At 61.3% G+C, this 26,560-nt stretch carries 26 protein-coding genes; 5 read left to right on the forward strand and 21 right to left on the reverse strand.

Translation table 11 applies throughout. The features are described from left to right. Positions 1–11: 11 nt before the first annotated feature. The 7 genes from HRU92_RS06270 to aspS form a co-directional block, all read right to left on the reverse strand. Positions 12–1,409 carry a pyruvate dehydrogenase complex E1 component subunit beta gene (locus HRU92_RS06270; RefSeq protein WP_127753149.1) on the reverse strand — a complete coding sequence of 466 codons (1,398 nt, stop codon included), beginning with the start codon at positions 1,407–1,409 and terminating at the stop codon, positions 12–14. Next, positions 1,410–1,763, reverse strand: coding sequence for a hypothetical protein (locus HRU92_RS06275; protein WP_172123380.1), 354 nt, complete (start codon positions 1,761–1,763; stop codon positions 1,410–1,412). Between the two features lie 7 nt (positions 1,764–1,770). Next, the gene (gene pdhA, locus HRU92_RS06280; RefSeq protein WP_248305332.1) at positions 1,771–2,766 is read right to left on the reverse strand and encodes a pyruvate dehydrogenase (acetyl-transferring) E1 component subunit alpha; all 996 of its coding nucleotides are present in this window, start codon (positions 2,764–2,766) and stop codon (positions 1,771–1,773) included. A gap of 138 nt (positions 2,767–2,904) precedes the next feature. Then, on the reverse strand, positions 2,905–3,303 hold the full coding sequence (locus HRU92_RS06285; RefSeq protein ID WP_172123381.1) for a septum formation initiator family protein: 399 nt from the start codon (positions 3,301–3,303) through the stop codon (positions 2,905–2,907). 163 nt (positions 3,304–3,466) lie between these two features. Next, positions 3,467–5,761: an NADP-dependent malic enzyme gene (locus HRU92_RS06290; protein ID WP_210258543.1), complete on the reverse strand. Its 2,295-nt coding sequence runs from the start codon at positions 5,759–5,761 to the stop codon at positions 3,467–3,469. 109 nt (positions 5,762–5,870) lie between these two features. Beyond that, positions 5,871–7,445 (reverse strand): EAL domain-containing protein, encoded by a 1,575-nt coding sequence (locus HRU92_RS06295; RefSeq protein WP_172123382.1) that lies wholly within the window; start codon positions 7,443–7,445, stop codon positions 5,871–5,873. 136 nt (positions 7,446–7,581) lie between these two features. Continuing rightward, a complete protein-coding gene (gene aspS / locus HRU92_RS06300; protein ID WP_173087804.1) occupies positions 7,582–9,360 on the reverse strand; it encodes an aspartate--tRNA ligase in 1,779 nt (592 codons plus the stop codon). A gap of 187 nt (positions 9,361–9,547) precedes the next feature. Between aspS and rnd the strand changes: the two genes are divergently transcribed. Then, positions 9,548–10,720, forward strand: a complete 1,173-nt coding sequence (gene rnd / locus HRU92_RS06305) for a ribonuclease D (RefSeq protein WP_172123384.1) — start codon at positions 9,548–9,550, stop codon at positions 10,718–10,720. On the opposite strand, the gene HRU92_RS06310 is transcribed toward rnd, so the two are convergent. From HRU92_RS06310 to HRU92_RS06325, 4 genes are read right to left on the reverse strand one after another with little or no spacing between them, the layout of a single operon-like run. Beyond that, positions 10,721–12,259 carry a Ppx/GppA phosphatase family protein gene (locus HRU92_RS06310; RefSeq protein WP_172123385.1) on the reverse strand — a complete coding sequence of 513 codons (1,539 nt, stop codon included), beginning with the start codon at positions 12,257–12,259 and terminating at the stop codon, positions 10,721–10,723. Continuing rightward, entirely contained in the window at positions 12,256–14,427 is a 2,172-nt protein-coding gene (locus HRU92_RS06315; RefSeq protein WP_248305291.1) for an RNA degradosome polyphosphate kinase, read from the reverse strand. Before HRU92_RS06315 ends, HRU92_RS06310 begins: the two co-directional genes overlap by 4 nt. Next, complete coding sequence (locus HRU92_RS06320) at positions 14,420–15,163, reverse strand: hypothetical protein (protein ID WP_172123386.1); 744 nt, start codon at positions 15,161–15,163, stop codon at positions 14,420–14,422. Before HRU92_RS06320 ends, HRU92_RS06315 begins: the two co-directional genes overlap by 8 nt. Beyond that, complete coding sequence (locus tag HRU92_RS06325; protein WP_127753159.1) at positions 15,153–16,244, reverse strand: AI-2E family transporter; 1,092 nt, start codon at positions 16,242–16,244, stop codon at positions 15,153–15,155. The genes HRU92_RS06320 and HRU92_RS06325 overlap by 11 nt, the downstream gene beginning before the upstream one ends. Positions 16,245–16,378: 134 nt before the next feature. Here HRU92_RS06325 and purM point away from each other — a divergent pair, with 134 nt between their 5' ends. Continuing rightward, positions 16,379–17,455, forward strand: coding sequence for a phosphoribosylformylglycinamidine cyclo-ligase (purM, locus tag HRU92_RS06330; RefSeq protein WP_172123387.1), 1,077 nt, complete (start codon positions 16,379–16,381; stop codon positions 17,453–17,455). Next, entirely contained in the window at positions 17,452–18,066 is a 615-nt protein-coding gene (purN, locus tag HRU92_RS06335) for a phosphoribosylglycinamide formyltransferase (protein ID WP_172123388.1), read from the forward strand. The genes purM and purN overlap by 4 nt, the downstream gene beginning before the upstream one ends. On the opposite strand, the gene HRU92_RS06340 is transcribed toward purN, so the two are convergent. Beyond that, entirely contained in the window at positions 18,044–18,955 is a 912-nt protein-coding gene (locus HRU92_RS06340; protein WP_172123389.1) for a 5'-methylthioadenosine/S-adenosylhomocysteine nucleosidase, read from the reverse strand. The two genes, purN and HRU92_RS06340, sit on opposite strands and share 23 nt — an antisense overlap. Positions 18,956–19,128: 173 nt before the next feature. Here HRU92_RS06340 and HRU92_RS06345 point away from each other — a divergent pair, with 173 nt between their 5' ends. Continuing rightward, positions 19,129–20,046, forward strand: a complete 918-nt coding sequence (locus HRU92_RS06345) for a DMT family transporter (protein ID WP_172123390.1) — start codon at positions 19,129–19,131, stop codon at positions 20,044–20,046. A gap of 25 nt (positions 20,047–20,071) precedes the next feature. After that, a complete protein-coding gene (locus HRU92_RS06350; RefSeq protein WP_172123391.1) occupies positions 20,072–20,272 on the forward strand; it encodes a hypothetical protein in 201 nt (66 codons plus the stop codon). Positions 20,273–20,290: 18 nt separating this feature from the next. On the opposite strand, the gene HRU92_RS06355 is transcribed toward HRU92_RS06350, so the two are convergent. The 9 genes from HRU92_RS06355 to gatC form a co-directional block, all read right to left on the reverse strand. Next, entirely contained in the window at positions 20,291–20,824 is a 534-nt protein-coding gene (locus HRU92_RS06355) for a YqhA family protein (protein WP_172123392.1), read from the reverse strand. Continuing rightward, positions 20,821–22,323: an Asp-tRNA(Asn)/Glu-tRNA(Gln) amidotransferase subunit GatB gene (gene gatB, locus HRU92_RS06360; protein ID WP_172123393.1), complete on the reverse strand. Its 1,503-nt coding sequence runs from the start codon at positions 22,321–22,323 to the stop codon at positions 20,821–20,823. Before gatB ends, HRU92_RS06355 begins: the two co-directional genes overlap by 4 nt. Positions 22,324–22,432: 109 nt before the next feature. Beyond that, complete coding sequence (locus HRU92_RS06365) at positions 22,433–22,945, reverse strand: GNAT family N-acetyltransferase (RefSeq protein WP_172123394.1); 513 nt, start codon at positions 22,943–22,945, stop codon at positions 22,433–22,435. 11 nt (positions 22,946–22,956) lie between these two features. Next, complete coding sequence (locus HRU92_RS06370) at positions 22,957–23,265, reverse strand: chorismate mutase (RefSeq protein WP_172123395.1); 309 nt, start codon at positions 23,263–23,265, stop codon at positions 22,957–22,959. A 75-nt stretch (positions 23,266–23,340) separates the two neighbouring features. After that, entirely contained in the window at positions 23,341–23,658 is a 318-nt protein-coding gene (locus HRU92_RS06375) for a hypothetical protein (protein WP_127753169.1), read from the reverse strand. Positions 23,659–23,758: 100 nt separating this feature from the next. Further along, positions 23,759–25,243, reverse strand: coding sequence for an Asp-tRNA(Asn)/Glu-tRNA(Gln) amidotransferase subunit GatA (gene gatA, locus HRU92_RS06380; RefSeq protein ID WP_172123396.1), 1,485 nt, complete (start codon positions 25,241–25,243; stop codon positions 23,759–23,761). After that, complete coding sequence (locus tag HRU92_RS06385) at positions 25,240–25,713, reverse strand: hypothetical protein (protein WP_172123397.1); 474 nt, start codon at positions 25,711–25,713, stop codon at positions 25,240–25,242. Before HRU92_RS06385 ends, gatA begins: the two co-directional genes overlap by 4 nt. Further along, positions 25,710–26,192, reverse strand: coding sequence for a GNAT family N-acetyltransferase (locus HRU92_RS06390; RefSeq protein WP_172123398.1), 483 nt, complete (start codon positions 26,190–26,192; stop codon positions 25,710–25,712). Before HRU92_RS06390 ends, HRU92_RS06385 begins: the two co-directional genes overlap by 4 nt. Positions 26,193–26,195: 3 nt before the next feature. Beyond that, on the reverse strand, positions 26,196–26,483 hold the full coding sequence (gene gatC / locus HRU92_RS06395; RefSeq protein WP_127753173.1) for an Asp-tRNA(Asn)/Glu-tRNA(Gln) amidotransferase subunit GatC: 288 nt from the start codon (positions 26,481–26,483) through the stop codon (positions 26,196–26,198). Between the last annotated feature and the right edge of the window lie 77 nt (positions 26,484–26,560).

Consider the following 26,560-nt stretch of genomic DNA (forward strand, 5'->3'; position numbering starts at 1 on the left):
CGGAACTCTCCTTAGGAGCGGTAGGTCACGGCATTAACAGCCGCGATCACTTCATCGACATTGGGCAGCGCCAGCTTCTCAAGGTTGGCGGCATAAGGCATCGGCACGTCCTTGCCCGTCACGCGCACCACCGGCGCATCAAGGTAGTCGAATGCCTGTTCCATCACCCGCGCCGACAACTCGGCACCAATGCCGCCCTGCGGCCAGCCTTCTTCCACAGTCACGAGGCGACCGGTCTTCTTGACCGATTCAATAACTGTATCGCTATCCATCGGGCGCAGCGTACGCAGGTCGATCAGTTCCACATCAACGCCAGCGGCGACCAGCTTCTCAGTTGCCTGCGTGGCGTAGCGCATGCCCATGGAGAAGGACACGATGGTCACATCAGCACCCTTGCGGGCGATGCGGGCCTTGCCGATGGGCAGCAGGAAATCGTCCATCTTAGGCACAAGGCCGCTCGAGCCGTAGAGAATCTCGTTCTCGAGGAAGATCACGGGATTGGGCGAGCGGATCGCGGACTTGAGCAGACCTTTGGCATCGGCGGCACTATAGGGCGCCACGACGGTCAGGCCCGGAACATGGCTGTACCATGCCGAAAAGTCCTGGCTGTGCTGGGCGCCCACGCGCGCTGCCGGACCATTGGGGCCGCGGAACACCATGGGCGCATTAACCTGGCCGCCCGACATATAAAGCTGCTTGGCGGCGGAGTTGATGATCTGGTCAATCGCCTGCATGGCGAAGTTGAAGGTCATGAACTCGACAATCGGCTTGAGGCCGGCGAAAGCGGCGCCGACTGCCAGCCCAGCAAACCCGTGCTCGGTGATCGGCGTGTCAACGACGCGCTCGGGACCGAACTCTTCGAGCAGGTTCTGGGTGATTTTGTAGGCACCCTGGTACTGGGCGACTTCCTCGCCAATGATGAAGACGTCCTTGTCGCGGCGCAGCTCCTCGGCCATGGCCTCGTTGAGTGCCTGGCGGACCGTCATCTCAACCATCTCAACGCCTTCAGGCAGGTCGGGATCGCTCTGAGCGGCAAACTTGGGTGCTTCGGCAGCGCCTGGTGCTTTGGCTTCAGCCGGAACCGAGGTGGTCTCGGCAACGGGTGACTGGCCCTGAGGATCGGACGATGAAGCCTGGGCAGCGTTTTCCTTGGCTTCGCCAAGTTCTTCGTCTTCGCCCAGCACCAGGGCAATGGGCGTGTTGACCTTAACGCCTTCAGTGCCTTCCTCGATCATCAGCGACTGAACGGTGCCGCTATCAACAGCTTCCACTTCCATGGTCGCCTTGTCGGTCTCGATTTCGGCCAGAACGTCGCCGGGCGAGACTTTGTCGCCGACCTTGACGAGCCACTTGGAAAGCTTGCCTTCTTCCATGGTCGGAGAAAGTGCAGGCATGAGAATTTGAGGCATTTAGCTCTCCAGCGAAAGCGCAGCGGGCCCAATGGCCGGCAGGCTGGCAAGGGAAAAAGACAGGGCAGCTATTCCGGTGGGGACAGCGCGTGTGTTCGCCGCCCAACTACTCAGCATCAAGCCCAGAACAACAAAGACCAAAAAGGCAATCACGGCACGCTTATACACCCGCAGATGCGGCAGGGCTCGGGCCCCGCCACGCACTTCCAGCGCACTGAACTTCCACCATCCGAAGGGGAACAGTGACGCCAGCCCGGGCTGGGCGGCGAGCCGCACCATTGCCATTGCCTGCACCACTGCAACGATCAGTGTCAGCAGCGCAAACAAGGCAACAACGCCCAGAAGGATGCTCATTCGAGCCTCAGGCCGAAACGGTGACGTCGGTCCAGAGCTCGGCGGCATCCGGCTCGGGATCATTGGTCGCAAAATCGGCGGCCTCGCTGACGATGGCGCGAATTTCGCTTTCCAGTGTCTTGAGCGTTTCTTCCGTTGCCAAGCCGCCTTCCAGCAGGCGAGCACGGACCTGCTCGATGGGATCACGCTCCTGGCGATACTTGGTGACCTCGTCCTTGCTGCGGTACTTCGCGGGATCCGACATCGAGTGGCCGCGATAGCGGTAGGTCAGCATTTCGAGGATGTAGGGCCCCTTCCCCGAGCGGGCATGCTCGATGGCGCGCTTGGCTGCATCGTAAACCAGCCGCACATCCATGCCATCCACCTGCTCGCCGGGGATGTCGAAGCTCAGGCCGCGCTTGGAAAGGTTCGTGGTGGCGGCAGCCCGTTCGAGTGAGGTGCCCATTGCGTATTTGTTGTTCTCGATGATGAACACCACCGGCAGGTTCCAGAGCTTGGCCATATTGAAGCTCTCATAAACCTGACCCTGATTGGCGGCGCCGTCGCCGAAATAGGCAAGGCTCACCGAATTATCGCCCCGGTACTTGGCAGCAAATGCCAGGCCAGCCCCCAGCGACACCTGGGCGCCCACGATCCCGTTGCCACCGTAAAAGCGGTGCTCGTTGGAGAACATGTGCATCGAGCCGCCCTTGCCCTTTGACAAGCCGCCGCGGCGCCCGGTGAGCTCGGCCATGACACCCTTGGGGTCCAGCCCCATGACCAGCATGTGGCCGTGATCACGATAGCCGGTGATCTGCGCGTCCTTGCCCTTTTCGCTGGCCATGGTTACGCCAGTGACGACCGCCTCCTGGCCGATATAAAGGTGGCAGAAGCCGCCGATCAGGCCCATGCCATACATCTGGCCGGCCTTTTCCTCGAAACGCCGGATCAACAGCATCTCGCGGAAGGCCTCGAGCTCCTGTTCTGCGCTGAACTGGGGAACATTGGATTGCGTCGTTGCCATGCCGGCTACACCCTTACGCGCCATATCAAGCGCTCCGCTATGAGGGGAAAAACACGCTTGGCCAAGTTGGCCACAGAACCGCAAGTTAACGCAAGCCGCCACGCTACGGCAAGCCCGCCGGGTCGCCCTCAGCACAGACTACAGGGTTGTTTCTGCGTTTAAAATTCCGTTTAACCTATCCGCGGTTATTTCGTCAAATGAACCAGATAGTGGTTTACCTGTGCGCGGATCGACCATCACGATGATATCCGCTTCGTTCGCCATGTTCAGCATTGCACGAGCGCGCTCGGTCACCAGGTCTGGGTCGAGGCGGCGCGTGTCCATGAGGGTCGCGCGGTGCTTATAGGCGTCGATTTCAGCCTGCAAAGCGGAGGATGTGTTCTTCAGGACGTCGATGTCGGCCAAGATCTGCGCGCGGCTTTCGATGCCGAACTGCCCGCCAATGGCAGAAAAGCCCAGATAGCCCTGGAACGCGAGCAAAGCTGCGGTCAGGCCAAGTGGGCGCCAGAATGGGGGTCGCTTGAGACGAGTCGGCATGAGGGCCAGCTGCTGTTGAACGGCGCGATCATGCGCCAGCAGGGCTTAATGACAGGTTGCGATGCCGGTGCAATTCCAAGGTGCGATTGGTTAGCGAGGGAGCACTCGCCCCCTCGCTAAGCGTCAGCCAACAATCTCGGCCGCTGACTTGTTTCATGGCGGACTACTGATCCGTTTCCGTCATCCCAATCGCCTCGGTGGCCGCGATCGCGGCCATGTTCACGATACCGCGGCTGGTGGTCGAAGGCGCCAGAATATGGGCCGGTGCCTTGGGCCCCATCAGGATGGGTCCAACGGAAAGCGCGTTGTTCATTTCCTTGAGCAGCGTCATCGACAGATTGGCGGCGTCGAGATTGGGGAAGATCAAGAGGTTGGCTTCCCCATGCAGGATCGTGTCGGGGATATAGCGCTCGCGCAGCTCCTCATTGAGCGCCAGATCGCCCTGCATTTCGCCTTCAACGATCATCTCAGGCGCGACCGCCTTGAGCTTCTGGTAAGCCGCCCGCATTTTGAAGGCGCTGTCGCCGTCCCGTGAGCCGAAATTGGAATAGCTGAGCAGGGCGACACGCGCTTCGATATTGAAGCGCTTGAGGTGATTGCGGGCCTGGAGAGCAATCCCCACGATCTCGTCAGGTGTCGGATCCATGTTGACATAGGTGTCAGCCAGGAAGAATGCGCCGCGTGGCATGATCAGCATGGAGAGAGCCGAAACATCGCTCACCCCGTCCTGCAGGCCAATTACCGAACGGATATCGCGGACATGCTTGATGAACCGACCCTGCAAACCGCAGATCAGTGCGTCCGCCTCGCCCCGCTGGACTGCCAGTGCCCCGATCACCGTGGTGTTGGTGCGCACCACCTGACGGGCGGTGTCCGGCGTCACGCCATCGCGGCCCACCAGCGAATGGAAGAGTGAGACATAGTCGCGATAGCGCGGATCGTCTTCGGGGTTGATCACCTCGAAGTCGTCGCCGGGACGAAGATTGAGGCCGAAGCGCTCGATGCGTGCTTCGATGACGGCCGGGCGCCCGATCAGGATGGGGCGCGCGATCCGGTCTTCCAGCAGCACCTGGGTAGCCCGCAAAACGCGTTCGTCCTCGCCGTCGGCAAAAGCAATGCGTTTGTTCTGGCCCTGCGCCCGATCAATGATCGGCTTCATTACGAGGCCGGAGCGGAACACAAAGCGATTTAGGCTGTCGCGATAGGCTCCAAAGTCTTCGATAGGCCGCTTGGCCACGCCCGAATCCATTGCGGCGCGCGCGACAGCCGGGGCAATGCGCAGGATCAGGCGCTGATCGAATGGGTTGGGGATGATGTGCTCGGGACCATACACGGCCGGCGCACCCGAAGGCGATACTTCGAGCCCCGGCTCATGGGCGAGCTTGGCAATGGCACGCACCGCCGCAAGCTTCATTTCCTCGTTGATGGTTGTTGCGCCCACGTCCAGCGCGCCGCGGAAGATGAACGGGAAGCACAGCACGTTGTTGACTTGGTTGGGGTAGTCCGACCGGCCGGTGCAGACCATGGCATCGGGACGCGTAGCTTTTGCCACCTCGGGCATGATCTCGGGATTGGGATTCGCCAGCGCCAGAATCAAGGGCTTGGGCGCCATCTTCTCGAGCATCTCTGGCCGAAGCGCCCCAGCGGCGGAGAGCCCCAGGAACACGTCGGCGCCGTCGATGACTTCAGCCAGGCTTGTGGCGTCGCTGACGCGCCGGAATTGACCGCGCCACTTGTCGTTAACGTCGTTGCGCTTGTGGGTGACGAGGCCGTCCTTGTCCGCAACCCAGATGTTCTCGTGCTTGGCGCCGAGCGCCACCAGCACATTGAGGCAGGCAATGGCCGCGGCCCCTGCCCCCGACGTGCAAATCTTGACGTCCTCGATGCGCTTGCCAGCCAGTTCAAGGCCGTTGAGCACCGCAGCACCCACAATGATGGCAGTGCCGTGCTGGTCGTCGTGGAACACCGGTATCGGCATGCGCTCGCGGAGCGCCTCCTCGATCTCAAAGCAATCGGGTGCGCGGATATCTTCGAGGTTGATGCCGCCAAAGGTCGGCCACAGCGGCGCCACGGCCTCGATGAACTTGCCCGGATTGATCTCGTCGATCTCGAGGTCGAAGACGTCGATGCCGGCGAACTTTTTGAACAGGACCGCCTTGCCTTCCATCACCGGCTTGGAAGCGAGTGCGCCGATATTGCCCAGGCCCAGCACTGCTGTGCCGTTGGAAATCACCGCCACGAGGTTCTGCCGGGAGGTATAGCGCGAGACCGCGTCGGGGTTCTGCGCGATTTCCTCGCAAGGCGCCGCAACGCCAGGAGAATAAGCGAGTGCCAGATCGCGTTGGTTGCCCAGGGGCTTGGTGGGCTGAATCTCAAGCTTGCCCGGCTTGGGATATTCGTGGAAGTGAAGTGCCGCTTCGCGCAAAGCGCGACGCTGCTCGTTGATGTCCGTCGACAATCCCGTCTCCTCCGAGGTGGATTCCCGGCCATCGGGGCCGGCTGGCGCGTTCGTGCCACCATTCAGCGCAGTTGAAAAGGGCGAATGACCCCGATTGCGCTTAAGCCCCCTATGCGGCGTCGGCAACGAGGCCGGGAGTCCGGCTTCGCGAGATGGTCGCCTGGTGCAGGGCAAGGGCGAGTTCCTTGAATGCTTCGGCGCGCAGGGCTGGCGAAAAGATGAAACCCTGCGCCTGCAGCACGCCGTGGGCACGAAGGTAGAGTGCCTGGGCCTCCGTCTCGACGCCCTCGGCCACAATCTCGCACTCAAGGTCGCGAGCCATGGCGATCAAGCCGTCCAGCACGGGCACATTGGTGGTTCCGGGTTTGATCATGTCGATGAAGACGCGGTCGATCTTGATGACGTCGACACCCAGCGTCTGCAGATAAGCCAGATTGGAGTGTCCGGTGCCGGCGTCGTCCATGGCCAGGCGAGCGCCAAGGGCATGCAGCCCGGCAATAACGCTATGGGCCTGCTGGGAATTGCCCAGTGGTTTGCGCTCAGTGATTTCGAACACCAATTGCCGGAAATCGACGGCTGATCCCCCAAAAATCGCTTGGACATCTTCAACGATGGAGCCGTCGCGGAAATGTCCTTCAAACAGATTGATGGAGATCTTGAGCTCGGGCATGAGGGTGCAAAGCTCCCCGAGGTCGTATTTGACCTGCTGCATCAGCGACAAGGTCATGGGAATGGCCAAGCCCGATGATTCGGCATAATCGATGAAGGCGCCAGGGGAAACGATCTCTCCGCTGCGCTTTTGCCAGCGGCACAGCACCTCGCAGCCGACCAGCTCGCCGGTCCGCAAATTGATCACCGGCTGGTAACATGGCCGCATTTCGCCTCGCGCGATTGCCCGCTCAAGCTCGAAGCCCGATACGCGCGAATGCCGCACCGAGTGGATGGCGAGGATCAAGAAGGCCGCGCTCATCAGGCAGGCAATGACGGTGAAGCTGACATCCAGATCGGCATAACCCGCCCGCACCGTCGCGAACGGCACCGCCGACTCAACCTTGATCGGCAATTGGCCGGCAAACCCCTGGCTGAAGATGAACTGGTCAGCGGATGCGCGCCCCTCGAACGGCTTGGGATCACCGATGGTCGCAACGGGGTTACCATCAGCCAGCAGGACCCGGATCATGCCGCCGGCAGGAATGGCCCGTTCGAGCCCTTCAGTCGTGGCTCCGATCAACGGCACAAAGACCGAGACGATGCGCTCGGGCCCGGAAGAACGGCTGATCTGGAGGGCTGGCAGGGCAATATCGCCCATGCTCACCACGCGTATGGCTTCGCCCTCCTCGCCTGTCGGTAGCGCTGCGGACAAGGGCGAATAGCGGACGGTTCGACCGAAGGCCGCGCAGTACTGAACCGCGTCGCTGTTCTCGACCAGCACCTGCTTAAGGCTGAAGCTTGCTTCAATGGCGCGCTCGATGCTGGCCAGGAAAGTCGGGGTGCAGGTCGAGCGGTTTTCCGCAGAAATGCGATCGAGACTAGCGAGTGCGTCGGCTACCCCGGTCTCGATGGAGCGGGTCACCGCCGCAACGGAACGGCCCGCTATGTCGGTCTCTTTCACCCGGACATAGGCATCCAGCAGATGGTCCACCGCTGCGATGGGCACAAAGGCCAGCATCGCACCAAGCAACATGAGTATATGGGGGTATTTCGTTCTCAAGGCGCGCCCGGCCCAAACTGGAGAGCCTTGAATATCAAGCCGCGCTTAATGGCTACTTAAGTCCAGCGCCGATAGCCGGGCAGTCTTGCGACTGCCCGGGGGAATGTCTTTATTTTTCCTGCACGTTGAGACGGATGCCGAGCTCGCGCAGCTGCTTGGCCGAAGCGGGGCTTGGCGCGCTCATCAGCAGATCTTCAGCCTGCTGGTTCATCGGGAACGCGGTGATCTCGCGCAGGTTCTGCGCGCCGCAGATCAGCATCACGATCCGGTCTACGCCGGCGGCCATGCCACCGTGGGGCGGCGCACCATACTGGAAGGCGCGATACAGCCCGCCAAAGCGATCTTCAACGTCCTGGCGCGAAAGTCCCACCAGCTCGAAGGCCTTGACCATAGTCTCCGGTTCCTGGTTCCGGATGGAGCCGGACGCGATTTCGTAGCCGTTGCAGACCGCATCATACTGGTAGGCCTTGAGCGACAGCGGATCGGGCCCGTTAAGCCCTTCAAGTCCCCCCTGCGGCATGGAGAAGGGGTTGTGGGCGAAGTCGAGCTTCTTTTCTTCCTCGCTCCATTCATAGAACGGAAAGTCCACAATCCAGCACAGGGCAAACTGCTCAGTGTCAACGAGGTTGAGCTCGGTGCCGACCCGCGTGCGCGCTTCGCCAGCAAAGCGATACATCTTCTCGGGGCGACCCAGCACAAAGAACACGGCGTCGCCATCCGCAAGGCCAAGCTGGGTCCGGAGAGCCGCTGTGCGTTCCTCGCCGATATTCTTGGCGACCGGGCCCGAGCCCTGACCGTCCTTGAAGAAGATGTAGCCTAGACCGGGCTGACCCTGGCTCTGTGCCCAGGCGTTCATGCGATCGCAAAACGCGCGCGAGCCGCCGGTCGGCGCCGGGATTGCCCAGACCTCAACCTGGGGATCGGCTTCGATCTGGCCGGCAAAGACCTTGAAGCCCGATCCGGCGAAGTGCTCGGTGACGGACTGCATCTCGATGGGGTTGCGCAGATCGGGCTTGTCCGAGCCGTATTTCCGGAGCGCTACGTCATAGGGAATGCGGGGGAATTTCTCGGTCACGCGCTTGCCGTCAGCAAACTCGGTGAAGATGCCGCGCAGCACGGGCTCCATCGTGTCCCAGACATCTTCCTGGGTCACAAAGCTCATCTCGAGGTCGAGCTGATAAAACTCGCCAGGCAAGCGATCCGCGCGCGGATCCTCGTCGCGGAAGCAAGGCGCGATCTGGAAGTAGCGATCAAAGCCGGCCACCATCAGCAGCTGCTTGTACTGCTGGGGCGCCTGGGGCAAGGCGAAGAACTTGCCGGGGTGAATGCGGCTCGGCACCAGGAAATCGCGCGCGCCCTCGGGCGAGGAGGCTGTCAGGATGGGGGTCGAGAACTCGGTGAAGCCGATCCCCTCCATGGTGCGGCGCATATAGGAGATCACCTTGGTGCGCTTGACGATATTGGCGTGCAAGGTTTCGCGGCGCAGATCGATGAAGCGATAGCGCAGCCGAACATCTTCTGGATAGTCGGGTTCGCCAAAGACCGGCAGCGGCAGTTCGCGCGCGGCGGAAAGCACTTCAATCTCGCGAATGAACACCTCGATATCGCCCGTGGGCAGATTCGGGTTCACGGCTGCGCCGTCGCGCAACTTAACTTCCCCGTCAATGCGGATCACCCACTCTGCGCGGACCTTCTCCGCGTCGGCAAAGGCCGGAGAATCAGGATCGATGACACATTGGGTGAGCCCGTAATGGTCGCGCAGATCGATAAACAGCAAGCCGCCGTGATCACGCACCCGATGCACCCACCCGCTCAGGCGCACCGTGTCGCCGGCCTGTTGCGCAGTCAGGGCACCGCAATTGTGCGAACGATAGCGATGTGTGGTCATAGCAAACTCTGAAAAACTGGCCGGAAATTGGGGGGGAAAAGCGCATGGGCGCGGTTCGATGTCAAGCAGCACCCCCACCGTTCCGCAGATGGCTTCGCGGGGAGAACTCTGCGGTCGCATTCAGGTATGGAGTGGGCTAGGCTCACCTGCTAGAAACAATCGTGACTATTTCAAGACGGACCTCGGTATGAACCTTGTAGTTTCCACAGGCGTGCTGGCCGCTTTTTGCGAGCGGGCCGCCAAGTTCGATTTCGTCACTGTTGACACCGAGTTCCTGCGAGAGACTACTTACTGGCCCAAGCTGTGCCTTATTCAGGCCGCTACGGACGATGAAGCGGTTTTGATCGATCCACTGGCGCCTGACCTTGATCTGTCTCCTTTTTTCGAGCTGTTGGCCAACCCCGACGTTATCAAGGTGTTCCATGCTGCCCGGCAAGACATTGAGATTTTCGTCAAGCTGACCGGCAGGGTCCCCAACAACATTTTCGACACGCAGATTGCGGCCAGCGTCTGCGGCTTTGGCGACTCGGTGTCCTATGACAACCTGGTGCGCTCGATCACCAATATCGAATTGGACAAGTCTTCCCGCTTCACCGACTGGGCAGCGCGTCCTCTGAGCGAGAAACAACAGGTTTACGCGCTCGCCGATGTGACACATCTGCGTGACGTTTATCGCGAGTTGCGCAAGCAGGTTGATGCCACTGGCCGCTGGGACTGGGTCGAGGACGAACTCGGGGTGCTGCGCAGCATCGACACCTATGTCGTTCAGCCTGAGCAGGCCTGGGAACGGCTCAAGATGAAGATCAACCGGCCGCGCGACCTCGCTGCGTTGCAGCGCCTGGCGGCGTGGCGGGAACGCCGGGCGCAAGATAGCGACCAGCCACGCAGCCGTGTTCTCAAGGACGATATGCTGTTTGATCTGGCCATGCAGCGTCCACTGACGCCAGACGCGTTTGAAAAGCTGCGCACGGTCCCACGCGGGTTTGGCCGGAGCGCGACCGCAGCTGAATTGATGGCGTTGCTCAAGGAAGTGGAAGCTCTGCCCAAGGCAGAGCTGCCTGCTGTGGCCGAACGCTACCGGGGCCCCTCTCCTAAAGGCGCTGTGGGCGATCTGATCCGGGTGCTGCTGAAATCAGTGGCCGACGAGCACGGCGTCGCCGCGCGGATCATCGCCACCTCAGACGAGATCGACGCCCTGGTGTTGGACGACGATGCCGATGTGCCGGCCCTCAAGGGTTGGCGGCGCAAACTGTTTGGTGAAAAGGCGCTCGACATCAAGCATGGGCGGATCGGCCTCGTGGCGACCAACAAGGGCGTGCGGGAGATCCTGGTGCGGCCGCGCGCTGCTGCCGCCGAATAGCTATTGGACGCGCACGCGTGAGGTCTTGAACTCGGTCAGGCCGACAAACTGCTCAAAGCGGTTGCGCAGGTGTTCGGCATCCAGAAACGCCAGGTCGCGCGGCAGCACCAACTGCAACTCATTGCCGTCGGCAGACAGGCCAATGCGCTGCAGGATTCCCGGCATGGCGGCAGTAATCGGGTAAGCCACCCGGAACAAGGCTCCGATCAGTCGTGCCCGGGCGGTGCCTTCGGGCGATGCCAAGCCAAGCAGTGGCTGCGTGATGCCCTTGGTCTTGAGCCCGTTATATCGAACCGCGATAACCGTGGCGAGGAACGCCCGCCCAGGGTGGTCCACACCGGTCAGACCGCCAAAGGCCACCGCATCTATGCTTTGCGAGCCACGGTAGTCCGGATGAGCCCGCCAGCCGATATCGGCAAGAAGGCACGAGACGATCCGTAATCGCTTTTCAGTTTCGGTTTCTACTGTGCCGCTTACCGTGAAGAACTGGTCCGTGAACTCGATCAGGTCATTGGCATGGGACGGGGACCGCGACCGCAGCACGGATAGCTCTTCGGCGCCTTGAATCAGCGGATCAAGCGCACGCTCACGATTGTCGAGCATACCAAATAGATAGCCCTCGCGGACACCCAGCGCCGAAAACACCACCTCGCCAAATTGGCCGGCCTTTAGCACTTCACTGATCACGGCTGCGCCAAAGGGCACAAGCTCACGGCGGGAGGAACTGGCATTCTCGGCACCTGGATAGTGCTTGAGCGAGCCGTGCTCGATAATATCGGTGCACAGCTTGATCATGTCGTCCGCCGGCACCTTGTAGTGCTGCACCATCTGCAGGGGATAGTCGCGTTGGACCTGATGCAGCTTGGCCAGCGTTCGCCAGGTGCCACCAATGGCAGCAAAGCTCCCGCCGGGCTTCTGCTGGGCAAGCGCGGATTTCTTCAGGCGATCACGGACAAGAGCTGCCGCCTTGGTGGGCGAGCCGTCGCTGTCGTCTTGCAGGCGGATCACGCCAAGCTCGAACGACTCGCCTTCCCGGTCGGAGCCATCGATGATGCGCGACAGCTCAAGGCTGCCGCCCCCCAGATCGCCTACAATGCCGTCAAAATCTGGAATGCCTGCGACCACACCAAGGCCGGCGAAATGGGCTTCCTGCTCACCCGTCAGTACTTGCACAGGACTGTCGATGATGGCTTCAACGGCGGTGACGAATGCCTCCCGGTTCGCCGCATCGCGCACGGCAGATGTTGCGAGCACATAGACCTTGCCAACTCGCATCATGCGCGTGACCAGGGCAAAGCGTTTGATTGCCTCCAACGCCTGGGCGACATTGGCGTCAGCCAGGCGCCCCGACTTGGCAATGCCACGGCCGAGAGCGCAGGAGGCCTTTTCATTGTAGAGCGGCGTCAAGGCGCGGGCGTGACGTTCATAAACAACGAGTCGTACGGAGTTGGACCCGATGTCGAGCACTGCTACTGGCCGAGCGCCCTTGATCCTCCCCTGAGCGGTGGGATCGGCATCTACGCCCCAAAACTGGTTCAATCAAAATCCTCGTCGCCATCTTCCCGCCCCGCCGTGCCGCGACCCGACAACGATGGATTGGTCATGAAATAGTCGTGCGCGTTGAACGGTTCCTCGCCTTCTGCAAGGCGGATGCGGTGCGAACTGCCATCGGGCAGCACTTCCCAGCTCTGCTGGTTGTCGCGCATATAGGCAACGAGGATCCGGTCGACGATCTGCTTATGCACCGTCTGGTTGAGGATCGGCACCATGACTTCGACCCGGCCATCGAGGTTGCGCTGCATCAGGTCCGCCGAAGAAATATAGACCTTGGCGCGCGAGGACGGGATCGCTTCACCATTGCCAAAGCAGTAGATGCGGCTGTGCTCGAGAAAGCGGCCAACCACCGATTTTACCCGGATATTTTCCGAAAAACCGGGGATGCCCGGCCGTAAGCAACAAATCCCGCGAACGACCAGATCGATCTTCACCCCGGCCTGGCTTGCGTCATAGAGCGCGTCGATGATCTCGGGGTCCACCAGCGAGTTCATCTTGAGCAGAATGCTCGCGGGCTGCCCCGCCTGCGCGAATTCCACTTCCCGATTGATGTTGTCGAGCAAGGTTTGCCGCAAATTGACGGGCGAAACCGCGATGGTTTCCAGTTCCGTCGGCCTTGCGTAACCGGTGATGAAGTTGAACACCCGGGCCACGTCGCGCGTCACGGCAGGATCGATCGTGAAATAGCTGAGGTCGGTGTAAACCTTGGCGGTGATCGGATGGTAGTTGCCGGTGCCGATATGGCAGTAGCTGACGAGCTTACCCTTTTCACGGCGCACCACTTGGCTCATTTTGGCGTGAGTCTTGAGCTCGATAAAGCCGAACACCACCTGGGCCCCTGCCCGCTCCAGGTCGCGCGCCCAGCGGATATTAGCTTCTTCATCAAAGCGTGCCTTCAGTTCCACAAGGCACGTCACCGACTTGCCCGCTTCCGCCGCCATCACCAATGCCTTGATGATCGGACTATCGGCAGAGGTCCGGTAAAGAGTCTGCTTGATGGCGACCACTTCGGGGTCTCGCGCCGCCTGCATCAAGAACTGCGCAACCACATCGAAGCTCTCGAATGGGTGGTGGACCAAGATGTCCTTGGCGCGGATCGCGGCGAAGCTGTCGCCGTTGTAGTCGCGGATACGTTCGGGAAAGCGCGCGAGATAAGGGGTGAATTTGAGGTCGGGGCGGTTGATGTCACAAATCTTGCGAGCATCGGCGAGCCCGAGAAACCCCTGAACTTCAAAGATTTCGCTGTCCTTGACGCCGAGTTGCTCGCTGATCTGGCGCTTGAGCGCGCGGGGCATGGTTCGCTCTATTTCCAGCCGGATCACCAGACCGCGGCGGCGTTGGCGTAGCGCCGACTCGAATTCAACCACCAGATCGGCCGCTTCGTCGTCGATTTCGATCTCACTGTCCCGCACCAGCCTGAAGGCGCCGGAGCCGACAACTTCATGGCCAGGGAACATCTTGTGAAAGAACAGCTTGACCAACGTGTCGATCGTCACGACCTCGCTGCGCCCATCCGATACCAGCCCCGTAGGCAGGTTGATGAAGCGATCAAGATTGCTGGGGATGCGCACCAGGGCTGTCAGCGGCACTTCGCTGTTGGGCCGCCGCAGCTCAAAGGCGAGCGCGAGCCCCAAATTGGGAATGAACGGGAACGGGTGGGCCGGATCGACCGCGATCGGGGTCAGAACCGGGAAGATTTCTTCGCGGAACAGCTTGGCGAGATAATTGACCTGTTCGCTGCTCAGGTCATTGGTTTCATGGATTACCACGTTCTGCTCGAACAACTCTTCGCGCAAGCTTTGCCAATGATCCTGCTGTTCGAGCTGAAGGTGCTGGGCCAGCGTGGAAATCTCGTCCAGCTGTTCGCTCGGCGATAAACCGTCAGCGCTTTGTTTGACGAGGCCAGCCCGCAACTGGCCCTTGAGACCTGCAACGCGGACCATGAAGAATTCATCGAGGTTGTTGGCTGAAATGGAGACGAAGCGCAGCCGTTCCAGCAGCGGATGGGCGGTGTTGGCGGCCTCTTCAAGCACGCGCATATTGAACTGGAGCCAGCTGACTTCGCGGTTGACGAACCGGGCCGGGCTTTTGCGCAGAGCTTCGGCTTCCGGCACGGCGGCGTCTGCTTCCCCAATCTGACCGATTTCATTCATCTTCCGGCCCACCCCAGTCCAATTCATCGCTCCCGGCGCCTTGTGCCACCAACCGGCGATCGAGAGCCTCGGCAGCAACGCTGCGGGTGATGGCTGTACCCTTGGCGAGAGCCAGGCGATCCATCAACTCCACTAGACTAACGGCCTCGGCAGCCGATCTTTCCATGCGCGCCACGATAAAGGAAATCACCTTTGGCTCGACCACGATCTGTCGGTCACCAAACAGTTTCACCAACATCTGTGACAGCTGGATGTCATCGGTCAACTCCAGCGTAAATGCCGCAGCACGCCGCGCTCGGGAGCGGACATCGTCGGTTGCCAGCGGCCAGTGGGCGACCCCCTCGCGTGCCGTCAGCAAAAGCGGGCGGCTGTCGCGTAAGGACTGGTTGAGGAGGTGAAACAAGGCGGCCTCAGGATAGCCCCGGCTGTCGACATCCTCGACTATCACTGGCTGCCGGCCGCCATCGCTGGCGAGACGCGCCAGCTCATCCGCTCCGGCAAACACCGCCCCGCTCCTTTCGGCAAAGATGCGCGCCAGGTGTGACTTGCCCGACTTGGCTGGACCGACCAGCAGCGTCATTGGGTCGGCCCAATCGGGAAAGCTCATGATCCGGCCATGCGCCAGTTCATTGCCGTCCCCCACCAGGAAGTCCTCGAGGCCATGGGATGGCGTATGCCCCAGATCCAGTGTCAGCTGCGCACCGGTATCGGGGATTTCGTCGTCCTCAGACAACATCGGCATCGCCATCGATGCTGCCTGCTTCGCCCTGGTAGAGAGCGCTTTCACGATATTTACGCACGCCATAGCGCACCAGCACGCTACCGATCGCGGCCATCGGCACGGCCAGCAGCAGGCCAACAAAGCCGAACAAAGCACCCAGGGCGAGCAGCGCGAACATCATCCAGACCGGGTTGATGTTGATCGTAGAGCCGACAAGCTTGGGATAGAGAATGTTGCCTTCAACAAACTGGCCGACCATGTAGATCATGAAGATGATAACGATGAACCACCAGTCAGGCCAGAATTGGACGATGGCGATGCCCATCGAGAGCACAAAGCCAATGGCGAAGCCCACAAACGGAACGAAGCTGAACAGGCCACCGATCAGCCCGATGGCAAGGCCGAAGTTCAGCCCCACAAGGCTGAGTGCGGTCGCATAAAAGGCGGCCAGGATGAGCACTACGCTGCCCTGCCCGCGAATGGCGCCACCCATGGCGCTGTCGATGTCGCGCAGGATGCCCTGGATTTCGCCCTTGTGGTCGCGCGGCAGCAGGCTTTCCAGCCCGCGCACCATGCCTTCCCAGTCGAGCAGCAGATAAAAGCACACGACCGGAGTGAAGATGATGATACCCACGGCGCTGATCAGTGTCGCGCCGCTTGAAAGCACTTCCCCGGTGAGGACACCCACAAGGCCCACCATGCGACCCATCAGGTCCGTCATGGTGGCTTCCACCTGCGCCGCGCGCTCAGGTCCAAGCCATGCATTGAGTTCGGGCGCCCATTTACGCGCCAATGCTTCCAACTCGGCCGCATAGCCCGGCAGGCGCTGCACCAGCCCGCCAACCTGCTGCGCGACGAGCGGCACCAGCATGAATATCAGGCCCAGAAGTATGGCCACGACTGTAGCCAGCACCAGCGCCGTCGCCCAAGCGCGGTTGAAGTGCCATTTCTGCAGTTGGTTGACGATCGGGTTGAGCAGATAGGCCAGCGCGGCCCCGACAACGAAGGGCAGCAGGATGCCCCGGAACAACCAGAGCAACAGGATCAGCACGACGAATGATCCGATCCAGATCAGCACTTGATTTCGCAGTGTCATTGACTGGACCGGCCCTTGCGTCGGTTGGGTGGAGAAGCTATCAGGCCCTCTACCGGCCCCCTCCGGAAATGGCAACTGCCCTGGTCTCTAGCCTGCGGCATTGCGCACGGTTTCCCCAATTGGCACTGAGGCCCATGTCCGACCCCCAAAACCTGCCACCAAACGGTCTTTCATACAAGCAGGCCGGCGTCGACATCGATGCGGGCAACGCCCTTGTCGATGCGATCAAGCCCGCCGTACGCTCCACGCGGCGGGCGGGCGCCGATGGCGAGATCGGTGGGTTTGGGGGCCTGTTCGACCTCAAGGCCGCTGGCTTCACCGACCCCGTCCTGGTGGCGGCCAATGATGGCGTCGGCACCAAGCTGCGGATCGCCATTGAAGCTGGCAAGCACGACAGCATCGGCATCGATCTTGTTGCGATGTGCGTCAACGACATCGTCGTTCAGGGTGCCGAGCCGTTGTTCTTTCTGGATTACTTCGCCACTGGCGCGCTTGATGTTGAGCAGGGAACCGCGATCGTTGAGGGCATCGCCGAGGGCTGCCGCCAAGCCGGCTGTGCCCTGATCGGCGGGGAAACCGCGGAAATGCCGGGCATGTACCACGGCAAGGACTATGATCTGGCCGGCTTTGCCGTGGGCGCTGCCGAACGCGGGACCCTGCTGCCGCGAGCCGATCTTGCGCCAGGCGATACGCTCGTTGCGATAGCCTCCTCGGGCGTGCACTCGAACGGTTATTCGCTGGTGCGCAAGATCGTGGAGCTCTCGGGCAATGACTGGTTCATGGATGCGCCATTTGCGCCCGGCCAGTCTCTGGCCGAAGCCCTGCTCACCCCTACCCGCATCTATGTGAAGCCCATCCTCGCGGCGCTAAAAGCCGGGATCGGCATCAAGGCCCTGGCCCATATCACCGGCGGCGGCTTTATCGACAACATCCCCCGCGTCTTGCCCGATCATCTGGCGGCGCATGTGAATCTCGGAGCCATTACCGTGCCCAAGGTTTTTGGCTGGCTGGCCCACACGGGCGGTCTCGCTGAAGCCGAAATGCTGCGCACCTTCAACTGCGGTGTTGGCATGCTGATCGCGGTTGGCACAGACGAGGCCGCCACCCTGGTGCAGCACCTCAACGATGCTGGGGAAACTGCAGCAATCGTTGGCGAACTCGTGCAACGCACCGGCGAGGCGGTGACCTTCGAGGGCAGGCTCTCGCTGTGAGCCGCACGCGCACTGCCATTTTGATCTCGGGCCGTGGCTCTAACATGGCGGCGCTGATCGAGGCGGCAAAGGCCCCCGACTACCCCGCCGAAATTGTGGGCGTGGTCTCTAATCGGGCCGCTGCTGAAGGACTGGCCCTTGCTGCGGCTGAAGGGATCGCGACGGCGAGCCTTGCACAAAGCAAGTTTCCGAGCCGGGACATGTTCGAGGACGTTCTGACCCAGGTCCTTGAAAGCTGGGACACCGAGCTGGTCTGCCTTGCCGGCTTCATGCGGGTTTTGGGCGAAGATTTTGTCAATCGCTGGCAGGGGCGCCTGATCAACATCCATCCTTCCCTGCTGCCGCTCTACAGGGGGCTGGACACGCATGCCCGGGCACTAGCCGATGGCGCGACCCGCCATGGCTGCACCGTTCATTTCGTCACCCCGGGCTTGGACGAAGGGCCCGCTATCCTGCAAGCTGAAGTGCCGGTTCTGCCGGGCGATACGCCCGACAGCCTTGCCGCGCGGGTGCTTGTCGAAGAGCACCGGCTTTATCCAGAGGCGGTGCGGCAGCTCGCCTCTGGAGAGTTCGGATCCTTGGGCAGCCTTACTCCGGCAGTGCTGCAATAAAGGCGGTCACGACGGCAGCCGAATTGTTGGACGCCAGGCCCATGAAGGTGCCCATCTGGTTTTCGCCTTCGCCGCCACCCGCCAGATCTGACAGCGAGCGGAACGCAATGAAGGGCACATCATTGGCATAGGCCACATGCGCTACAGCGGCGCTTTCCATGTCGAGCACCTGCGCCTCGAAGGTCCCAAACGCATATTCACGCAGTTCTGCATTGTCCACAAAGGCCGCGCCCGAAACACCATTGCCACCAACATGAATGCTCGGCGCGGTGGTGAGGCAGGCGTTTTCTGCCGAACAATCCTCCAGCTTGATCTCAGCTGCAACCTTCTCGGCGACCGCCAACAGCTCCGCATCGGCGGCAAACCAGAACTTTTCCTCGGGCTCGCCACCCTGGCGGGCGATATCCACGGTCTGCGGGAACATCATGCCGAAGGAGGGATGGGGCGCGTCCATGAATGAGGGCGGCGTGAATTTCCCATCCACTTCGCGCGCCATGATGACCTCGAGATACTGGCCCCACTGCGCCGGCACAATCACATCCCCGATATGGCGCTCGGGATTAACGCCACCCGCTATTCCGGAAAACACGATGCTTTCGATGTTGAAGTGGTCCAGCGCCAGCTGCGAGGTCATCGCCGCATTGACCATGCTGACCCCGGTCAAGAACAGCACCACCGGCTTGCCCTCAATCACCCCGGTTGCAAAGGTGGTGCCATTGACCGTGTAATCCTTGCGTTCGCTGAGGGCTTCCTGCAGCGCAATCCATTCGGGGCCAAAGGCCGACATCACCGCGATGCGCGGCGTGGTATCCAAAGTTTCCGCCGCCAGGACCGCGGGCGCGGCGGTGGCGAGCAGAAGAGCAGAAACGGCAAGACCAAGTTTGTGCATAAGAGCCCTCAGAAGTTTACCGGTGAAGGCTAGCAGCCCCCTCAACGCATGCAACTGCAATGGCGCATAGGAGCCATCCGCTCATCACGTGCATTGATGCTTGCCATCGTCAAAATCGGTTCGACCTTTGCTGGCGACAGGCCTAGCGTCGCCGCTTCCTGGGAAAGAATCACATGTCGGCACGCTACTGGGCGCTCATCATTTTTATCGGAAGCATCTGGGGCACCTCGTTCCTGTTCAATGCTGTGCTGATCCGTGAACTGGGGCCAATCACCGTGGCCGCAGGCCGGGTGACCATCGCCGCGCTGGTCAGCTGGTTGTTGTTTTTCGCCCTTCGCAAGCCCCTGCCCCGTGATCCGATGCTGTATCTCAAGCTCGGCCTCCTCGGCGTGTTCAGCTATGCGGTGCCGTTTACGCTTTTCCCCATCAGCCAGGCCCACATTCCGAGCGGGCTTGCTGCGATCATCAATGCCCTGCTCCCGGTGGTTACCGTACTGGTCTCGCATTATTGGCCCGGCGGCGAAAAAATAAAGCGCCACAAGGCTGCCGGCGTGGTTGCGGGGTTTACCGGTGCGGCATTGCTGGCTTCACCATCCCTGGCGGCCGGCAATGAGCATGGCGAGCTTTGGGCCATTGCCGTCTGCTTTGCCGCCGTGATGCTCTACGCCATCACGCTCAATGTCGCGCGAAGCTTCAAGGCGATCGAGCCCACGACCATCGCCACCATTGCCATCTCTGGCGCGGCGTTGACTTCAGTGCCAGTTGCGCTTTGGGTTGAAGGGGTGCCACACATCGAGCGGATCGAAACCTGGGCGGCCTGGATCGCCATCGGCGTTTTCTGCACCGCCTTGGCGTTCCAGCTGATGTATCGGCTGCTGCCGCGCGTTGGCACCACCAACTTCGCCTCCAACACCTTTGTCACACCGGTCGTGGCGGTCTTGCTCGGGGTGTCGCTGCTGGGAGAATCCATTTTGCCCATTCACTTGCTGGGCATGGCCGTGGTGTTTCTGGGCTTGTTGCTGATCGACGGTCGCATTCTCAAGATCTGGCGCAAGCCAGTTTCCGGAACTGAGGTCGTATCCCCCCGTTGAGATAGGTCCCAACGAGGAGGCAGGCATGCCCATTCCACCCAATCCAGAGATCGATCCCGCGGCAACCCCCGAGATCGTGCCGCAGCCTGTTCCGCCGCCGCCGATGCCGGTGAGCTTCCCCACTCCAGACCCATCGGAAATTCCGGGCAACGTGCCGGTGGAAGATCCGCAGCCAGACTACCAGCCGGAACTTCCCCCCGAGCCAGGTCACGACATCAATCCGTAACTTAGCGACGGCCCCCGTTTAGTCGTGGCCGTCGATCTTGCTGAGGAAATAGGTGAGTGCGCCGATCACGACCGCTGTTGCGGCACCCAGATAAACGATGTCCGGGCCGCTGCTCCAGGTAACCGCACGCCCGAGAAAATAAACCGCCAGCACGGTGATGGCCACGCCCACCAGCTTCGACTTCAGATCATCGAGATTGCTGATCTTGAGCCAACGTGGCAAAGCCAGATCCTGGTTGAAGTAGAGCTGATAAAGGCCTAGCGAAACCACCTGCACCACGGTCGCGAGCAAGAAAAGATCAACCAGCTCGATGGCGTGCAGCAGTGCCTCGTCCTTGCTTACGGGATGGTCGGCGAAGAACAGCTCCCGGATGAAGTGCCAGGTTTCGGCGACCCCATAGATCATCAACGCCATTGAAGCGGCCATTGTGGCCAGCACCGGCAGGATGATGATGCGGCTGACCAGCGCGCCGATGACGCGCATCAGCCACGGCCCCATCCCGTGATCCAGCAACTGCTTTGGGGCTTCCTTGTTTTCGGCGGGTTCGCTCACTCTTCGAGGCCGAGCTTGCGCTTCATCAATTCGTTCAACGCCTGCGGGTTAGCCTTGCCGCCCGATGCCTTCATCGCCTGGCCAACGAACCAGCCAATCATGGTGGGCTTGGCCTGAACCTTGGCGACCTGATCGGGGTTGGCGGCGATGATCTCGTCGACCACCTTCTCGATGGCGCCGAGGTCGGTGACCTGCTTCATGCCGCGCCGCTGGACGATCTCGGCAGGTTCGCCCTCCGGCTCCTCGGCGATGATGATCTGCAGCAAATCCTTGGCGATCTTACTGGAGATCGTGCCGGCGGCCACGAGGTCAACAATCCCCGCGATCTGAGCTGGCTGCAGATGGGTTTCCCAAACAGCAAGCCCCTGGCTATTGGCATAGGCGGCAACATCGGCGTTGAGCAAATTGGCGACAGACTTGCCGTCGCGCTTGCTACCCCCATGGGCCACAACGGCCTCGAAGTAATCGGCCGTCTCGCGATCCAGCGTCAACACCATGGCGTCGTAGGGCGTCACGCCATAATCGCGGAAAAAGCGGGCCTTCTTCTCGTCCGGCAGTTCGGGCAGGTTTTCCGCCAGCGCCGCCACGAAAGCGTCGTCAAACTCCAGGGGCAGCAGGTCGGGATCGGGGAAGTAGCGGTAGTCATGCGCTTCTTCCTTGGAACGCATGGACCGGGTTTCGCCGAGCTTAGGATCGAACAGCCGGGTTTCCTGGTCGATCGAGCCGCCGTCTTCAAGGATATCGATCTGTCGGCGGGCCTCATATTCAATCGCCTGACCGGCAAAGCGCACGGAGTTGACGTTCTTGATTTCGCAGCGCGTGCCGAACTCACCCCCGGGGCGTCGCACCGACACGTTGACGTCGGCACGCATGGAGCCCTGCTCCATATTGCCGTCGCAGGTGCCGAGATAACGCAGAATCGTGCGGAGTTTGGACAGATAAGCCTTAGCCTCGTCAGCCGAGCGCAGGTCCGGCTTGGAGACGATCTCCATCAGCGCCACGCCGGAGCGGTTGAGGTCCACAAAGCTCATGGATGGATGCTGGTCATGGATGGACTTGCCCGCGTCCTGCTCCAGGTGGAGCCGCTCGATGCCGATCTCGATGGTCTCGTCGCCCATGTCGAGCAGTACCTTGCCCTCGCCGACAATGGGGTCCTTGAACTGGCTGATCTGATAGCCCTGCGGCAGATCGGGATAGAAATAGTTCTTGCGGTCAAAAACGGAGCGCTTGTTGATCACGGCCTTAAGCCCAAGGCCGGTCCGCACAGCCTGTCGCACGCATTCTTCGTTGATGGTCGGCAGCATGCCGGGCATGGCTGCGTCCACGAACGAAACATTGCTGTTGGGCGGATTGCCGAAGGCGGTCGAGGAGCCGGAAAACAGCTTGCTTTCGGAGGTCACCTGCGCATGCACTTCCATGCCGATGATCACTTCCCAGTCTCCAGTGGAGCCGGAAATAAAGCGCTTCGGATCGGGCGTACGGGTGTCGATAAGGGTCAAAGTGAGCTCTCTGAACGGCATGCGGGAACACGACCCAGTGCTTACTGACCAGCGGCGCGCGATGCAACGCCTCTTTGCCCGATCTGGTCAGTTCCGTGGGCCGCCCAGCTCAGTCCTCGTCGTCGAGATCGCCCGCGAACGGGTGTAATTTCTTCTCGAGATGAACGCTCATGAACGGCTCATGATGGGCACGCCCATCGGGACGCATGGCGAGAATGCGGTAGCCCTGCCGTTCATAAAAGCGGACCGCGCGGATATGGTCTGCCGGGGTTTCGAGCTGCACCCGGCTGGCGCCGAACAGTTCCAGCACCGACTCCATGCGCCGCAGCAGCATGGAGCCGATCCCCTGGCCCTGGCTCTCCGGAGCCACAAACAGGAACGGGATATAAGCGCGCCGGGCGGAGCGCGAACACCAGCCGACAGGCATGCCATCCTGTTCGGCCACAATGATGCGCGTGAGCGTTTCGGCCACGGCGCGCCGAAGCCGGTGTTGCTCGGCGTCGCGCATGCCGGGTGTTTCGGTCAGCAGCGGCAAAATGCCCTTTGTCCAGGAGCGGTAGGCGATGTCGGCCAGAATGCGTGCGTCACTGGGTTCGGCATTGCGGATCAGGACACTGCGCATGACACACTCTCCTAAAGGGCGCGCCGCCGCGCCGTGATGATGCCCTTCTCGTAATTGATGTTCCAATCGATCAGGGTTCGCCACACAAGTTCGGCCTGATCCTCGTCAAGATCAAGAGCCAAACTACGCTCGCGCACCTTGGCGATCACTGCCTCGATGCGGACGGGGTCGCGCGCCTCATGCGGGTCGGTCTTGATCTCGGCCATGCGGGTGACATAGCGATGCCGCTCCGCGAAGAGGTGCAGGAGCGCCTGGTCGATCCGATCGATTTCGGCACGGACATCATCTTTGGTCTGGCAGTCGGCGGGCGCGGTGGTCACGGCAAAGGTCCATTGGTGCAAAACTCAGTGCTGGTTTGCACCGACCTGCCGGCAAAGGCAACCGTTCGCGACCCCCTAGTGGCGCGTCACCTCGCTGAGCGCCGCGGCGATATGTTCCCATTCCTGCGCGACGCTGGCGGTGGCGCGGCGCTTGCCGGCCCGGCGGTACCAATAGTCGGCATTGCCCATATCGGCTTCGATCCAGTGCATCAGCGCATGCACCCAATCAAATGCCTGTACGCCTTCCATGGCCTGAACGATGGTGTGGGCCTGCTCCCACTCGGGGCCGACACGGAACTCACCCTTCTTGAGCCACCACAGCGCTTGCAGCGGCTTGCTCATGTCTTTGGGCGGCTCGGACCAATCGAGCGAGGTGAAGATATCCACGGACATATGACTTTCCGAAAAGAAACGGGCCGTCCCGAAGGACGGCCAAATACGCAAGGGCTGAAATAGACCCTTGCCGAAGCCGGTTCAAGAGACCGGCTCTGGCTCACCACCAGGGCTTCGGTGAGAAATCGGTCGCCGCGCTGCGCTCGATCACCCGAGCGGCTGCAAAGAGGGTTTCCTCGTCAAAGGGCTTGCCGATCAGTTGCAGCCCCAGCGGGAGCCCCTGCCCGTCCTTGCCCGCCGGCACCGCAATGCCCGGCAGGCCCGCCATGTTCACGGTCACCGTGAAGACGTCGTTGAGGTACATTTTCACCGGATCGGCGGCGAGGGTCTCGTCGCCAATGCCGAAGGACGCCGACGGCGTTGCCGGGGTAAGGATGGCGTCAACGCCGGCGGCGAAAGCGTCCTCGAAATCCTTCTTGATCAAGGTACGAACCTTCTGCGCCTTGACGTAATAGGCATCGAAATAGCCGGCGCTCAGCACATAGGTGCCGATCATGATCCGGCGCTTCACTTCACGGCCAAAGCCGGCGGCGCGCGTCAGCTCATACATGTCGGTGATGTCCTTGCCCGTCACGCGCAACCCGTATTTGACGCCATCATAGCGCGCCAGGTTGGAGGAGGCTTCGGCCGGAGCCACGATATAGTAGGCGGGCAGCGCATATTTGGTATGCGGCAGCGAGATATCCTTGACCGTAGCGCCTTCAGCGCGCAGCCATGCCAGCCCCTGCTCCCAGAGCTTTTCAATCTCGGTGGGCATCCCTTCCATGCGGTATTCCTTGGGAACACCGATGCAAAGGCCCTTTACGCCACGCTCAACCGCCGCGGCGAAGTCTGGCACCGGCAGGTCGACACTGGTGGAATCCTTTGGATCAAAGCCCGCCATGGAGCGCAGCATCAGCGCTGAATCCTCCACAGTGCGGGCGATCGGGCCGGCCTGGTCAAGCGAGGAGGCAAAGGCGACGGTGCCCCAACGCGAGCAACGGCCATAGGTCGGCTTGATGCCCACTGTGCCGGTGAACGCCGCCGGCTGGCGGATCGAGCCGCCGGTATCGGTGGCAGTTGCCCCAGCGCAGAGCCATGCCGCCACAGCGGCGGCCGAACCACCCGAGGAGCCGCCGGGCACCAGCTGGGCATTGGAGCCTTCAGAGCGGAACGGGCTGACAACAGGGCCGTAAAAGGAGGTCTCGTTGGACGAGCCCATGGCAAACTCGTCCATGTTGAGCTTGCCCAGCATCACCGCGCCATCGCGCCAGAGATTGCTGGTGACAGTCGACTCATAGCCTGGCTTGAACCCATCCAGAATATGGCTGGCGGCCTGAGTGTGGACGCCCTTGGTGGCGAACAGGTCCTTGACCCCAAGCGGAATGCCTTCGAGGGAGCCGCCCTCGCCCTTACCAAGTTTCTCGTCGCTGGCCTTGGCCATGGTAGTGGCCTGCTCGGCAGTCACGGCAACATAGGCGTTGAGCGCGCCATTGGCCGCCTCGATCGCGCCAAGGTACGCGCCGGTCAGCTCGGTGGCGGAAAAGCTCTTGGCCTTCAAACCTTTGCTGGCTTCGGCAAGGCTCAATTTGGTCAGGTCGGTCAACGCGGTAACTCGCTTAGATTGGCGCAGCGGTGGAAAAGCGTCGCGCCGGGCGAAGCTCCCTCCGAGCTGGTTTCATTGGTTGCGGCCGCACTCATGGCAGCCTCATGGGAAGACACCACCTGCACGGTGTCGGATGTGAGTGGTGTCAGTGCCAACGTGTCGGGATAAATGGCACCCGGGTTTTCACAGACGGCTGACACGAAAAGGTGGGCATTGCCCGGCTTGGCTTTGATGTCAAAGAAGTGGCAGCTGGACTCAAGTGTCTGGATGCCATCGTCAAAGGTCATCACCTGAAACCCGAGGGTGGAGATGGCGTCCAGACCATCTTTTTCCAGCGCATCGCAGCCCGCGGGATCACTCACGTAAACCTTGGTGCGGTCGACGCTGGAAATCTCCTGCGCCTGGGTAGTCCCCGCGGCGAGGATGACGACGCTTGACAATACGGCGCCTTTGACGATCCGGATGCTCATGCTTCTGCTCCCTGCCGCAACGGCATGGCAAAGAAAGCCGACCACTCGCTGTCGGGATAATCAAGGAACGGGCCGCGCGGGGTGAAGCCGCTGCGCTGGTAGAGCCGCTGCGCTTCGGCAAAGCCGGGCCCCGTGCCTGTTTCCAGCATCAACTGGCTCAGCCCCTTTTGCCGCGCCAGATCGACAATGGCGCCAAGCAGCGCCGAGCCAACCCGCTGGCCACGAACGGACGGGTCCGTGAACATGCGCTTGACCTCGCCCAGATCCGAAGAATGAACCTTGAGCGCGCCGCAGCCCACTGCCTCGGCTTCGGCATTGCGCGCCACGAAAACCGTCGTGTCGTCACCCGCCATCTGCTCAACGGTCATCTTGAACTGAAATTCGATTGGCGAAAGCGGCAGCAGGTGATCGTTGAGCGCGGCCACGAGGCGGCGCACATCGTCCTGCAACGGCGTTTCAATGCCAATCGTGACGGCCATCGCCTACTCCACGACCTTGGGGACCATGAAGAAATTGTCTTCCGACAGCGGCGCATTGGCCACGATCAGCTCAGGATAGCCGCCATCGGTGATCGCATCGTCGCGCCGGCGCAACTGCATCGGGGTCACCGACGTCATTGGCTCGACGCCGGACACATCCACTTCGCCCAGCTGTTCCACGAAACCGAGAATGGCGTTCAGCTCGCTTTGATAGCCAGCGACTTCCTCGTCCTCGATGCGAATACGCGCGAGGCGCCCGATACGCTTCACCGTTGCGGCGTCTACCGACATGGCTCATGCCTCCAAATAGGGAGATGCGGCCCTTGCCGCTCTGGTGCCGCTTTTAACAATGGTGGCGGGCAAGTTGC

Origin of the sequence: Devosia sp. 1635 (assembly GCF_013185955.1) — a bacterium.
Lineage (GTDB): Bacteria > Pseudomonadota > Alphaproteobacteria > Rhizobiales > Devosiaceae > Devosia.